General features: G+C 60.9%; 10 protein-coding genes. 5 read left to right on the top strand and 5 right to left on the bottom strand.

The window, feature by feature from the left end; genetic code table 11:
• Positions 1-79 precede the first annotated feature (79 nt).
• From CFE428DRAFT_RS24615 to CFE428DRAFT_RS24605, 3 genes are read left to right on the top strand one after another with little or no spacing between them, the layout of a single operon-like run.
• Positions 80-4396, top strand: a complete 4317-nt coding sequence (locus CFE428DRAFT_RS24615; protein ID WP_083805327.1) for a beta strand repeat-containing protein — start codon at positions 80-82, stop codon at positions 4394-4396.
• A 20-nt stretch (positions 4397-4416) separates the two neighbouring features.
• Positions 4417-6675 (top strand): glycoside hydrolase family 5 protein, encoded by a 2259-nt coding sequence (locus tag CFE428DRAFT_RS24610; RefSeq protein WP_006982389.1) that lies wholly within the window; start codon positions 4417-4419, stop codon positions 6673-6675.
• Positions 6676-6683: 8 nt separating this feature from the next.
• The gene (locus CFE428DRAFT_RS24605; protein ID WP_006982388.1) at positions 6684-8330 is read left to right on the top strand and encodes a PQQ-dependent sugar dehydrogenase; all 1647 of its coding nucleotides are present in this window, start codon (positions 6684-6686) and stop codon (positions 8328-8330) included.
• Between the two features lie 73 nt (positions 8331-8403).
• Here the strand turns inward: CFE428DRAFT_RS24605 and CFE428DRAFT_RS24600 are convergent, their stop codons facing one another.
• A complete protein-coding gene (locus CFE428DRAFT_RS24600; RefSeq protein ID WP_006982387.1) occupies positions 8404-9105 on the bottom strand; it encodes a HoxN/HupN/NixA family nickel/cobalt transporter in 702 nt (233 codons plus the stop codon).
• 313 nt (positions 9106-9418) lie between these two features.
• Here CFE428DRAFT_RS24600 and CFE428DRAFT_RS24595 point away from each other — a divergent pair, with 313 nt between their 5' ends.
• Together CFE428DRAFT_RS24595 and CFE428DRAFT_RS24590 are read left to right on the top strand one after the other, a co-directional pair.
• Positions 9419-10450 carry a hypothetical protein gene (locus tag CFE428DRAFT_RS24595; RefSeq protein ID WP_006982385.1) on the top strand — a complete coding sequence of 344 codons (1032 nt, stop codon included), beginning with the start codon at positions 9419-9421 and terminating at the stop codon, positions 10448-10450.
• Positions 10451-10479: 29 nt separating this feature from the next.
• Positions 10480-10776, top strand: coding sequence for a DUF6916 family protein (locus tag CFE428DRAFT_RS24590; protein WP_006982384.1), 297 nt, complete (start codon positions 10480-10482; stop codon positions 10774-10776).
• A gap of 60 nt (positions 10777-10836) precedes the next feature.
• Here the strand turns inward: CFE428DRAFT_RS24590 and CFE428DRAFT_RS24585 are convergent, their stop codons facing one another.
• Genes CFE428DRAFT_RS24585 through CFE428DRAFT_RS24570 form a run of 4 tightly spaced genes read right to left on the bottom strand, consistent with a single transcriptional unit; the run spans position 10837 to position 12871 of the window.
• Positions 10837-11268, bottom strand: a complete 432-nt coding sequence (locus tag CFE428DRAFT_RS24585; RefSeq protein WP_006982383.1) for a GNAT family N-acetyltransferase — start codon at positions 11266-11268, stop codon at positions 10837-10839.
• Positions 11269-11290: 22 nt separating this feature from the next.
• Complete coding sequence (locus tag CFE428DRAFT_RS24580; RefSeq protein ID WP_006982382.1) at positions 11291-11830, bottom strand: phage tail protein; 540 nt, start codon at positions 11828-11830, stop codon at positions 11291-11293.
• A 21-nt stretch (positions 11831-11851) separates the two neighbouring features.
• Positions 11852-12358 carry a phage tail protein gene (locus CFE428DRAFT_RS24575; RefSeq protein WP_006982381.1) on the bottom strand — a complete coding sequence of 169 codons (507 nt, stop codon included), beginning with the start codon at positions 12356-12358 and terminating at the stop codon, positions 11852-11854.
• Positions 12359-12370: 12 nt separating this feature from the next.
• Positions 12371-12871 (bottom strand): phage tail protein, encoded by a 501-nt coding sequence (locus CFE428DRAFT_RS24570; RefSeq protein ID WP_006982380.1) that lies wholly within the window; start codon positions 12869-12871, stop codon positions 12371-12373.
• Positions 12872-12902 lie beyond the last annotated feature (31 nt).

Raw genomic sequence — 12902 nt, 5'->3', positions numbered from 1 at the left:
GGTCGTGACGGTCGTGAGCAACATGCGAACTGCGTAGTTGTCCCCCCGTTTGCCCATTTTAACCCTTCACCCGCCCGTGATGAATCCTCCCCCAGCCCCAAAAAAGGCTCGTCTGCTGAGTGCCAGGCAGTGCCGAAATCTAACCAGGCAAGCCATCATCGGTTTCGCCGGCATGGCCCTGGCGATGTTATCGACCGACGATTCCACCCAGGCGGCCAGCGGAACCTGGACGGGATTGACGGACGGGCTGTGGTCGGCCGCCAATGGCACGAACTGGTCCGTGGCCCCTGCACCCGGCGCCACGACGGGCAGCACCAACGGCGACACCGCGACGTTCAACAGCGCCGGGAACAGCAACACGACCATCACCATCGACGCCGGCCGCAACATCAAATCGCTGCTCTTCGATACCGCCGCCGCAAACTATATCATCGGCAGCGGCGGCGCGAACGGTGGCAATCCGCTGATCCTGACTAGTGGCGGCAACATCACTCTCGCTTCGACCGTGACCGGCACGAATGTCGTCGAAACTTTCAATGCGGCGCTCACTCTCGCAGGGAGCTATTCCTTCACGGATTCTTTTGCGGACACCGGTTCGGCGCTGGTCTTCAACGGCAACATCACGAATACCGCCACCTCCACACTCACGCTCAGTGGCGCGGGCACCGGCACCGGTAATTTGATCAGCGGGATTGTGAGCGATGGCGTCGGTGTGCAAAGCGTCACCGTCTCGGCGACGAACGGCACATGGACCTTGAGCGGGGCGAATACCTATAGCGGCACCACCTCCATCACGGGGGCGAATAGCTTCACCGTGCTGGCCGGCAGCAACAACTCCGCCGGCGGCACGACGTTGAACAGCGCCACCGCCACGCTGCAACTCGACAGCAACAGCAACGGCGGCCTGGCCAGCGGTGTCCTGACGCTCACCACGGGCAAACTGGAAGCGCTCGGCGCGGATCGGATCATAGCCAATGCGGTCACCCTGCAAGCAGTCACCGTACAGGGCAGCCACAATCTGACGTTCACTGGCAAAATGTCCGGCCTCAGCGGCGGCAATCGCGTACTGACAAATAACATCGGCGCAGGCAGCACCCTCACGCTCTCGGATGTGGATATCAACGCCGATACCGGGACGAACCGCTCGCTGACCATCGCAGGCACCGGAGATACGATCGTCCAGGGCACCATCGCTAACGGGGGCGCCGGCCGAACGAACAGTTTGGTCATTACGAATACCGGCACCACCACCCTGGAAGGAGTAAATACCTATACCGGCACGACATCGATCGGTGGAGCAAATGCCGCCAATGCGGGAACGCTGCGGTTGAGCGGCGCGGGTGTGCTCGGGACCGGCGCACTGACCATTTTCGGGGGCACATTGGATATCAACGGCCTCACGCGTTCCTTGAACGGAGCGCTCACCATGGGCGGGGGTGCGGCCGGCAGCACGGCGGCGATCAATATCGGGGCCGGCGGCGTGCTCACCATGGGCGGCAATTTCACTTTTTCCTCCTCGAACAGCCCGAACGGGGCGGTGATCTCCGGCGGGACACTCAACCTGGGCGTCCCGCGCACGTTCAATATCGGCGACTCGCCGAATGCGGCGAGTGACCTGACGATCAATTCCACGATCGGTGACGGCAATGGAATTTTCGACGTCACCAAGTCGGGCGCGGGCACCTTGGAATACACTCCCGATATCGATCTCACGACGCTGGCTTCCCCCACTCCGACGGTGACGGTCAGCAGCGGCATCCTGCAACTGGACGGCGCTGTCACGGGCGGCAACGGAATCTTTGACGTGAACAAGACCGGTGCGGGAATCTTGAATTACACAAGAAACCTGGTGCTCGCCGCCAACGAAACCGCCACGGTGACGAGTGGGACGCTGCAATTCAGTGGTGTGATCTCCGGCAGCTTCGGCCTCACGGCCGCCAACTCCAGCGGAGTGATCTCGCTGACCGTCGCGGATACCTATACCGGCAACACGATCTTGCGGGGCGGAGGGCAGTTGAGTTTGAGCGGCCCAATAGGTTCCGTGGTATTCTCGGATGTGCTGGTCACCGCTGGCTCCGTGCTCAATCTCGACAGCAGTGCCGCCGGCACCACCGGAACCGTGCGCGCGAAAAGTGTTTCCCTCTTTGAAAATACCGGCGTCCCCTCGACGCTGCTCGTGACCGGCAACTCCGGAGCCAGTTCGATCGACAGCATTGCCAATGCGCTAACTGCGGCGGCCGGCATGTCCGTGGTCACTCTCCAGGCCGATCCAGCACAGAACACCCAACTGGACGCAAGCAGCTTCATCCGGAATCCGGGAGCAACGATTCTGTTTCGTGGCACCAATCTCGGCACAAGTTCGATCGCGTCGTCGACCGCCAATTCGTCGAATATCGTCTTCACCACCGCGCCCACCCTCTCCGGCGGGGGCGGCGCAGCCGGCAGCACGACAGTGAGCATTCTCCCCGGCGCAATCGGTGATTCCAGCGCCACCGGTGTGGGTAACGGCCTCAACACCGGCGGGCTCGTGACGTACGACCCCGCGGTGGGTATTCGAGTACTGAATCCGACGACCGAATACACGGCGGCCATCACCGACGGGCAGACCCAGCTGGACAACGTGCGCCTCGCCCATACTTCCGGGGCCGGCGTGCTCTTGACCACGTTGTCGAGTAACACGACGATCAATTCCCTGTCCTTTAACGTGAGCGGCACCGGGACGGACGCCGGGATCACGGTCGACGGCATGGCCGGGGTGACGCTGACCATCGCGAGCGGAGTGATCTACACCAGTTCTTCGGCGTCCTCGGCGACAGGCAATGCCCAAACGATCAGCGTGCCCACGTTAAGCCTGAACGGACATGAAGGAATCATTACTGCTTTTACGGCGATGCCGGGCACTGGCACGATCAGCACCTCCGGGCTGCTGAATATCTCGAGTTCGATCAGTAATGACGGCGGTAACGGCGTGACAGTCTTCGGCAATGGCACCCAGGGGACCAACGGTGGTGAGGTGCAATTCTCCGGTTCGACGGCCAACACCTATACGGGGACGACCACGGTGAACGGAATTGTCCTCAAATTGTCCAAAACGAGCGGAACCAACGCCATTCCTGGCGATCTCGTCCTGAATGCCGGTGCAATTTACGACGGCAACAACGAGATTGCGGATACCTCGAATGTGACCATCAACGGTGGCACCTTCTACCAAAACGGGTCGAACAATTCCGGGTCTTCCACTTCGGAAGCCATCGGCAGCCTCACGCTGAATGGCGGCACGATCAGCCCCGGCCAGGGCAGCAGTAATACGCTAACGATCTTCGGCACGATGACTCTCAACGGTTCGGGGTTCACCACGAGTACCGGGGGGAAACTCAATGTCGGTGGCCTGGCGACTTTCACCGGTGGCACCCTGACGTTGGGTATTTCCAATTCGCCTTCGACCTTTGCCAACGTCGCGACATTCAGCAGCGGTATCGCGATTGTCAATCCGGCCAGCGGTGCTTACACGCCGATCACGATCAACGCGGGCAGCGCGAATCTCGGCGGCAAGCTCGTTCTTTCCGGTGATCTCACCTTCACCGGCAACACCACGAATGCCAACACGGCCACGATCAACGGCGCAGCGGGAACATCGCCCGGGGTCTTCGCACTCGATGGCACGCGGTCTTTCAACGTAGGCGACGGTGCTGCGGCCGTGGACCTGGCGATCACCGCTCCGCTGACCGACAATGGCGCCAACGCGGGCGGCCTCACCAAGACGGGCAACGGCATGCTGAAGCTGACCGCACCGAATACCTACACCGGCCCCACCACAGTACGCGGCGGCACGCTCGAAGTCAGCGGCAGCCTGAATGGATCGACGACCGCTCCGGTCAATGTGAACAACGGCACGCTCGTGCTTTCCGCCGGCAACGCAATCAGCAGCCCGACCTCCGATCTCACGCTTGGCGATGGTCTGAACCTGACCCCGGGCACGCTGAAGCTGAACGACAGCTTGAGCAGCGTCTCCGAGACATTTGGCAACCTGAATTTGGAGTTCGCCTCGACGATCGACTTCGGCGCGCTCAATGGAAATTCGCTCATCTTTGCCGGAGTCGGCGACCATACCCCGGGGGCGACACTTTCGATCACGGACTGGAGCGGAAACGCCGCCCAGGCGGGCGGCGTTTCGAACGACCGACTGCTCTTCATCGGGAGTACTCCAAACGCTTTCACCAGCTCCTACAATCAGTCGGACGTTTCCTTCAATGGGGTCGGCGGTTACATGGCTCTCCAGGTCGATCCAAACCATTTTGAAATCGTCGCCGTCCCGGAACCGACACCGGTGGCGCTCGAGCTTTCCCTCGGTATTTTGGGCTTGATCGGCTTCCGCCGCCGCCGCCACACCGCCTGACGCGCCGCCACCTTGACTTTATGAAATCATCCTCACCCTTCCGCTGCCAAATCCTTACCGCTCTCGGCGCGTTGCTGTTGTTTGCGGCGACGGGACCGTACTACGTCCTGGGCGATGACAGCGTCAACTTCATCAGCAACGGCAATTTCGAATCCGATCACAAGACCCCGGGCTGGCCCGATGACTGGGGACGCGCCAAGGACAAGACGATCTCCTGGGAAAAGGAGGGCGATAATCATTTCCTGCGGCTGCACTCCGAGCAAGCGGGGCAGACGGTGATGGCCTATCGCGAGATCGCCGTGCCGGATGGCACGAAAGCGCTGGAACTCAAGTGGCGCTGGCGCGTGACGGATCTCAAGCCGGGCAAGCAGTCCTGGTTCGACGCACGCATCATGATGGATTTCAAAAATGACGCCGGCCAGAAAGTGAAGCCGAGTCCGGCGGCGCCGTATCTGCGCAAGAGCACCGATGGCTGGGTGCAGGGCTCGGTGCACTTCCTCGTGCCGGACGGGGCGCGCACGCTGCAATTCATGCCCGCGCTCTTCCAGGTGGAAAGCGGCACGATGGATCTCGACGATATCGTCCTCGCGCCCGTCGACGCCGCGCCGCTGCAAAAAGCCGCCGCTGAGGCCGCGGCGGCGACCGCAGCAAAGATCGCCAAACTCACCGAGGCCAGGCGCGCCAAGGCGAAAGCAGCCGTGCAATCCGACGGATCGCTCATCGCCAACGGAAATCTCGAGGTGGACGCCAAAGGCAAAGGATGGCCAGACGGCTGGGGCAGTGCGAAGAGCCAGACGATCGCTTGGGAAAAAGAAGGTGATAACCATTTCCTCCGCCTCCAGACCAGCGAACCCGGCAAGGGAACGATGCTTTACCGCACCGTCGACATTCCCACGGGGGTCGAGGCGCTCACGCTCTCGTGGCGCCAGCGCATCACCGGGCTAAAGAAAGGCAAACTGCCGTGGAATGACGCGCGCATCATGATGGATTTCCTGGATGGCGCCGGGCACAAGCTCGCCCAAAAGCCGAGCCCACCTTATAGCGGTAAAGATACCAAAGGCTGGGAAGACAAGAGCACGACGTTTCTCGTCCCGAAGGAAGCGGTCACGCTGGTCATCATGCCGTCGCTCTTCCAGGTCTCGGCCGGCACTTTCGATCTCGACGACATTTCGCTGAAGCCCGCCGAGGCCGCGCCGCTGATTGCTGCCGCCAAGGCCGCGGCGGAAGCGGAGAAGAAAGCGTATCTAGCTCCGGAAACGCCGAACACGGCGAAGTGGCCCGAGGAGTTACACGTCGAGGGAAAGCAGGTGCTGAACAAGGATGGCAAGCCGGTGTGGCTGCAAGGGATGAACGTGGTGAGCCTGGAGTTTCTCCTCAGGGGTGACCACCTGCTGAAGTCGATCGAAGTCGGCATCGACGATTGGAAGGCCAACATCATTCGCCTCCCGGTGAAAGGCGACTATTGGCTCGGCCGGTCGCCGGAACAGACCGATGGCGGCGTGGCGTATCGCGCGCTCGTCGACAGCGCGATCACGCTTGCGGCCAATCATGGTGCATATGTTTTGCTCGATCTCCATCGTTTCGGCTCACCGAAGCAGGACGACATCGATTTCTGGAAGGACGCGGGGGCGAAATACAAGAATCACCCGGCGGTCATTTTCGATCTCTTCAACGAACCGCACGGCACCACTTGGGAGATCTGGCGCAACGGCGGCTTCATCGCCGAGAAGAAGAAGGCGGCGGACGAGGATTCCTTTCTCACGCCCGAAGACAAAGCGAAGGCGGCGAAAGGTTACCAGGGCGTGGGCATGCAGGCCCTCCTCAATACCGTCCGCGAAGTGGGCGCGAAGAATGTGGTGGTCGTCGGTGGACTCGATTGGTCTTACGACCTCTCGGGAATCGCCAATGGCTTCGCGCTCGAAGACAAGGGCGGCAACGGCATCATCTACGCCTCCCATATCTATCCGTGGAAGCGCGATTGGAAAGACAAGGCGCTCGCCGTCGTGGATAAGTATCCGCTCCTTCTCGGCGAAGTCGGCGCGGATATTCACAAGATGGATTTCATCCCGAAAGAAGCGCAGGAAGATCCTTACACCTGGGTGCCGGACATGCTGGGCCTCATCCAAAAATACAAGCTGCACTGGACGGGCTTCTCTTTTCATCCGAAGGCATCGCCCGTGATGATCGAAGACTGGAGCTATAAGCCGACGCCTTACTGGGGCGCCTTTGCCAAGCGGGCGCTCGCCGGCGAAAAGTTCGAGCTGCAAAAAATGCGTTGATCGCTTCCGTGACTCGACAGTTTCTCTCGCCTTTCTCCCCCACCCTCATCGCCGCGCTCTCCTTGCTCTGCGGAGCGACGGAAAGTTTCGCCGGCCCCAACGGCGCGGAGCTTTACCAGCAACACTGTTCCATGTGCCACGGGCTGACCGGCGCCGGAATTCCCGGAGTTTTTCCTCCGCTGGCCGGCTCCGATTTTCTCGTGAAAGAACGGGAGCAGGCCCTGCGCGCGCCGCTGGCCGGACTCTTCGGCAAGATCGAGGTCAACGGCGGCACTTACGAAGGTGGCATGCCACCGGTGCTGCTGCCCGACGAGCAAATCGCCGCCGTGTTCGGTTACATATGCAAGACGTGGGGTAATCACTCCCCTACGCCCACGCGCGAGGAACTCGCCGCCCTGCGCGCGACGACGAAATTCCACACCTTCGAAGCGCTGCTCGCGGCGATGGGCTCGACGGAATTGCCCGCCGCGCCGGAAGGCTGGGAATTGCGCGTCGCAACGGAACTGAGTTTTTCACCCGTGCGCCTCGGAGCGCATCCCGATGGCGAGCATATTCTCATCCTCGCGGAGAATGGCGACGTGTGGTGGTGCCGGCACGACGGCAGCGAGCTCATGCGGCTCTTCGGAGGTGCTTCCTACCTGGACGCCACGCTGGGCCATCCTTCCGTGCTCGGGCTGACGGTGGATCGCAATCAGCGCCTTTACCTCGTGAGCAATCAGCGCAACGAGACCGTTTCGCCGGTGCGCAATGAGGTCACCATCTTCCGGACGGGTAGTTGGTCACGCGAGCATCCTTGGAAGGCACCGAAGTCCTGGTTGCGCACCGCTTACCCATGGGGTGTCGGACCTTACAACCACGGTGTCTCCACGATCGCCCAAGGTCCCGACGGCTTGATCTATGTGAACAGCGGCTCGCGAACCGATGATGGCGAAGCGGGCACGCTCCCCAACTACGCGACGACTGGCGAAGCGCCGATCACGGCTTGCATCTGGCGGTTGAATCCCAAGGACGACCGACCCGTCGTCGAAGTTTTCGCTCGCGGCCTGCGCAATAACTACGGCTTTACCTGGGATGACGATGGCCACCTGCTCTCTGCCGAAAATGGACCAGATGCCGACGCGCCTGAGGAGTTGAATCTCGTCGAGCAAGGCAAGCACTACGGCTTTCCCTATCAATTCTCCGACTGGACAACGAAACCCTATTCGCACACTCCCGAGGTGCCACCGGGCCTCGTCATCACCAGGCCCTTTCGCAATCTCGGCCCGGATGGAGGCGGCAGTGCCCGCGGACTTTCCACTTTCGATCCGCATTCGAGTCCCGCGGGTATGGTCTGGCTCGGCGCCGATTGGCCAGCGCCTTTCCATTCGAGTTTTCTCGTCGTGCGCTTTGGCAATCTACTGAAACGTGGTGCCGACACGGGCTTCGACGTCCTGCAACTCAAACCGAATTTTTCCGCGCGGACGACCTCCGCCAAACGCGTGCTCGCCCCACTGGCCCGCCCCATCGATATCCTCAAGCTACCCGAGCAGCAATTGGCCATCGCCGAGTATTGCCGGGGCACGACGCTCGCCGCTGGCATCGGTACTCCCGGGCGTGTTCTTCTCCTGAGTCCCAAACATCCCATGGCGACTTCGCTCAATACTTCTCCGAAGTAAAATGCAGCGGCAGTCTGCTGCTGATCGCCCTCTCGAAGGGCGGGGAATCGTTGGAAGCTAGGAGAAGCGACGTCTACAGATTCGCGAGAAACAGCTTCTGCACGAAGCCGATTTGGTAAACGAGGAAAGCTCCCAAACCAAAACTGGTCGCCCCGGCCAGTCCGCCCAGCACGCGGTGCCAGTGGGCCGAATGTTCCGCGGCATAGCGGATGGGCGCGGCAATGGCCGCGGTCACGATCATCATGCCGGCGACGGTGCCCGCGCCGAAAATCAGCAGATAGGTGATCGCGCCAAAAGTGTCGCGCATCAAAGGCAGCACCAGCAACGCCACCGCGGCGGAACCGGCCAGGCCATGCACGATCCCGATGACCAGTGGCCGAAACGGACTGCCGGTCGAGAAAAAGCGCAGCCAGCGATCGAGCCGCGCTGCTTCTGCGGCGTCCGTTTGCTCTTCGCCCCCTGCCTTTCCCGGCCAGCGGAAAGCGGCGTGGAGATTCAACCACCCCAGGACGATCAGCATGATTCCCACCGAGAGTTCCAGGCTCAGGCCAATGCGCTTGGACACGACGAAGCCAAAGCAGGCGATCGCGGCGCCGACGACAAAGACCGTGAGGCTATGCCCAATGCCCCAGAGCACGCCCGTCCACGCCGCGCTGCGAATGCTACGCTGCTGGCTGACGATGTTCGTGATCGCGACCACGTGATCCGCATCGGTGGCGTGCCGCATCCCGAGGAAAAAGCCGAGAACGAGAATGGAATAAAAGGAAATGGTCATGCGAGAACCGGTTCAGATGTGGGTGCGGCGAGCCGCTTTGCACCACGACTTTGACTGTACCGTCCCCTTCGATCAAGGGCAGTGGCTCGAGCCAGTCGGGTTCATCCGAGAGAAAGGTTCGCTCGTCGGCAGGCAGGCGGTTGGGCAGGCGATGGATTTCTCGTCGACCGGCCTCTTCCGGAGGTAAAAACAGCCGCCTCTTTTTGGTCGAAATTGTCTCGCACCGGAGGGGGGCGGCGGATAGCCTCAACCCAGCCGTAGCTTACGCACTCGCCCGGTGCAGCCAGCATGGCCATAGCTCTGGAATTTTCCTATGATTACCGACCGCCGCTCCTTTCTGCGCAACAGCGCCATTCTTACGGCTGGCTCCGCGCTTCTTCCGACGTGGACGACCGCTTCGGCCGCGACGGCCGTCGCCACGCGCACACTGACGCCGGCCCTCGCTTTGACGACCGATGAGCAAGCGGTCCTGGCCTGGGTCGCCAGCTACGCGGACAGCTACCGTCTGCAAGGCGGCTGCATCCTGGGCCATTTGCGCGGCAGCCCCAACAAGTTCACCCAGATCGTCGCCCACATGGCCGACCCGGCCAAATTTGCCAGTCTGCTCGCGGCGAAATCTCCCCTCTCCTCTGCGCTGGTGAATGGCGATAGCTACAGCTTCCAGTACGGACAGACGCTGTTCACGCTGCAAAACTCCTCGACCAGTTTGCCTACGGTGGCGAATACGGACTGGAAACACCAGGCGCTGCAGTACGATCCCAAGACTCACATCCTCACGGATCCGCTCGGCGATACCGGCGCCTCGGCGCAGATCAACTACACCATCCAGTTGATCGCGAAGACCCGCACCGTCCCGCAGAATTTCCAGGCGCTGGTCACGGGACTCGTGGAAAGCACGCTCTACAAGCTCACGCAGGATGCCCCCTTCAACACCTTCCGCAACAGCGTGCTGAACAGTAAGCCCGCAAAAGCCGGCGACGCCACGGCGGTGAACCGCATCTTCCTGCAAAATCTCGCCTTGCTCGCGCAGGTCTTTCCCGCCAATTCGCTTGCGCCCATTCTCAAGTCGCCGCTGCTCACCGCCAGTCTGGCCACGCAGTTCACGTTGAGCACCGCTCAACTCGTGGCGCGTTTCAGTGTATTGCGCACCAAGGTGAACCGGTCGTATTCCGATGAAACGATCTGGCTGGCCCTGTTGATTCCCAATCAGATATCGCCGCAGAGTGGCGATCTCACCAACGCGCTGGGCCTGCCAGCGAACGGTGGCTTCAACGCCATTCTTTCGCTGGATGCGCTCGCCGACATGCGCCAGTTGCTGAACGATCCTGCGTTTGCCACGGCGTGAGTTCAGATATTCCCGCTCCATTGCCTTCAATGGATCTGCTCGTCGTCACGGTCGAGACGTTTGCGCCCGTCGTCGGTCATATTTTTGAGGCGGTCTTTACCGATGGCCGTCTGCCGCTCACGCTCGCCGAAGCCCGACCGCTCGGTTCGGCGCGAGCCCCCGGCGCACGGGCACCATTTGCCCTGACATTCCAAGGCCGGCCGAAGCTGCGCCTCCCGCAAGGCATTTACCGCCTCGAGAACACTTCTCTCGGAACGATGGAAATTTTCCTGGTGCAAGTCGCCGATGCCGCCGGCGGCTCGCAGTTCGAAGCGATCTTTAACTAAGCGCCTTCCACTCCATCAGCAGATAGATGCCCTTATCTTCGATGGGCTGAAAACCCAGCCTCAGGTACAACCGTAGCGCACGGTTAAATTTCTCGACGTGGATCCGCAGCGCCTTGCTGGCGGCGGCGGTTTCCTCCATGAGTCGCGAAGGAAATGCGTGCCGATTCCGCCCCCGCGCGCTTCGGGAAGGATCGCGATGTCGATGATGCAAATCTCCCGCTCTTTGCGCTCGATGATCAACCGACCGACCGGCGTGCCCTCGCGCTCGATGATGGAATGGCGTGCCTGGGGATAATTGGCGCGGTAGTCGGTCGTCTGCGCCTGGAATTGCATCCGGCAAAACTGTTCCTTTTGTTCCGCGCTCCAATTCGTCATGGCGAGCTCTTCCGCACGGGTACCGGCGTAGACGCGATAAAGAAACTCGGCATCCCCGGCGAGCGTATCCCGCAACACGGCCGGCGGGGCCGGCAACTCCGCGGTGCCCTCAGACATCGTTCCGCAAGGTGTCAATTTACTAAGTGCGCGGCGGGTAGACGCCCTGCAACGCAATGCAAAAGTTGAGAGTGAGGTAAGGCATCAAGTTGTTGTGCGGCTGATCTCCGCCCGCCGGTGCGATGACGCGCGGATCCATGGCCCCGATATTGCTCGTGCCGGCTGTATAGGTCGCATAAGCCGCTCCACCGTTGGATCGACCAAAGGCGTTGGCCGGAGCGGGAGCAGGCAATACGGAAGGCGGCGCCAAATTCCTGACCTTCATACCATGATTATGCGACGGGATTTCGCTCTCCAGGAGCGAGACCGTGTCGGATCCACCGGTCTCGCCCAAATCGTGCAGGGAAAGGCTGGGGCCCTGACCGGGATGCATAGGCGCGTTTCCTTGCATGTTCGGCAGCGCAAAGTTGGATTTTCCGTCGCCACCGTAAGTGGTGCCGAGGAGCGAAAAGAGAGCCGTGTTTTGCGAAAGAGGCAGAATCTGTCCATCGCAAAACGCCCAGCCCGTGGGCGCAAAGTTGAAGGGGAAGATACGAATTTCGGCAACGAAAGGATTCGACATAATGCGACAGCAAGTAAGCGGTTAAGTCTGGCTGGGAAATATCCCAAACATCGACATGATGAAACTCACACAAAGGTACGGTTGGAAATTGTCGTGCGGCTGGCTACCTCCGGTCGAGAGCATCGAGATCTGGTGAAGCACCACCGTCGGTGGCGAGGCGGTATAGACCTTCACCGTGTTGTTGGCCGCGGCCACAAAACCGGACGGGCGTAGCCTGGTCCCCCGCATCGGTGGAGCCCGAGAAAGGGGTGGCTGTGCGACGGGATCTGCGAGACTGTGAGCGTCACTGTCTCCACTCCCCCCGGTTTCCGCGAGGGTGAAGCCATTTCCTTGATGCATGGGAAGCCGGCCACGGAGATCCGGCAGGGCAAAGGTGGACTGGCCGTCACCGCCGTAGGTGGTACCGATGAGATTGAAAAGGGTCTCGAACTCGGAAATGGGAAGAAGCTGGCCCTCACAAAACATCCAGCCGGCCGGAGCAAAATTGCCGGCAAAAATTCGAACTTCTCCGACGTAAGGTTGGCTCATGGGATGAAAAAGTCAGTTTTGAGACGGGAAAATGCCCTGCAGGGCAATACAAAAGGACAGGGTGAGAAATGGCTGCATGTTCAGGTGCGCCTGGCTGCCACCCACGGCCACCACGGTCGTGGGGACCATACCAGTGAGATTCGTGCCCGCATTGTACATGCCGCTGACCCCACCGAGGACCGTGGCAGCGGCGGGAATCGTCTGGTCGGCATTGTCGCTGATCGCCTGAGCGGTGTGCGTATGCGTCGGAATCTCCGAGATTGCCAGGGTGTGCCCCTGTTCGCCGCCACGCTCACCCAAAGTGTGCCCGTTGCCCATGTGCATGGGCACCCGGCCTTGCAGATCCGGCAGACCGAAGTTGACGCGTCCGTCGCCGCCATAGGTGGTTCCAAGGAGGGAGAAAAGCCCCTGGTTCTGGTTGATAGGCAACAACTGCCCATCGCACAATGCCCACCCCTTGGGCGGGAATCCGAAGGACATGATTTTGATCTCAGATAGGAACGGCTCGGACATGGGACAATATTATCAAATTAATGTTGTTTTT

The sequence above is a fragment of the Chthoniobacter flavus Ellin428 genome, assembly GCF_000173075.1.
Lineage (GTDB): Bacteria > Verrucomicrobiota > Verrucomicrobiia > Chthoniobacterales > Chthoniobacteraceae > Chthoniobacter > Chthoniobacter flavus.
The sequence above is the reverse complement of the archived record's forward strand: the minus strand, read 5'-3'. Positions and strand labels throughout refer to the sequence as shown.

Excerpts from the sequence above, each read along its gene's own strand:
- CFE428DRAFT_RS24615 (WP_083805327.1), top strand. The coding sequence starts at position 80 with ATGAATCCTCCCCCAGCCCCAAAAAAGGCTCGTCTGCTGAGTGCCAGG.
- CFE428DRAFT_RS24610 (WP_006982389.1), top strand. The coding sequence starts at position 4,417 with ATGAAATCATCCTCACCCTTCCGCTGCCAAATCCTTACCGCTCTCGGC.
- CFE428DRAFT_RS24600 (WP_006982387.1), bottom strand. The coding sequence starts at position 9,105 with ATGACCATTTCCTTTTATTCCATTCTCGTTCTCGGCTTTTTCCTCGGG.
- CFE428DRAFT_RS24595 (WP_006982385.1), top strand. The coding sequence starts at position 9,419 with ATGATTACCGACCGCCGCTCCTTTCTGCGCAACAGCGCCATTCTTACG.
- CFE428DRAFT_RS24590 (WP_006982384.1), top strand. The coding sequence starts at position 10,480 with ATGGATCTGCTCGTCGTCACGGTCGAGACGTTTGCGCCCGTCGTCGGT.
- CFE428DRAFT_RS24585 (WP_006982383.1), bottom strand. The coding sequence starts at position 11,268 with ATGTCTGAGGGCACCGCGGAGTTGCCGGCCCCGCCGGCCGTGTTGCGG.
- CFE428DRAFT_RS24580 (WP_006982382.1), bottom strand. The coding sequence starts at position 11,830 with ATGTCGAATCCTTTCGTTGCCGAAATTCGTATCTTCCCCTTCAACTTT.
- CFE428DRAFT_RS24575 (WP_006982381.1), bottom strand. The coding sequence starts at position 12,358 with ATGAGCCAACCTTACGTCGGAGAAGTTCGAATTTTTGCCGGCAATTTT.
- CFE428DRAFT_RS24570 (WP_006982380.1), bottom strand. The coding sequence starts at position 12,871 with ATGTCCGAGCCGTTCCTATCTGAGATCAAAATCATGTCCTTCGGATTC.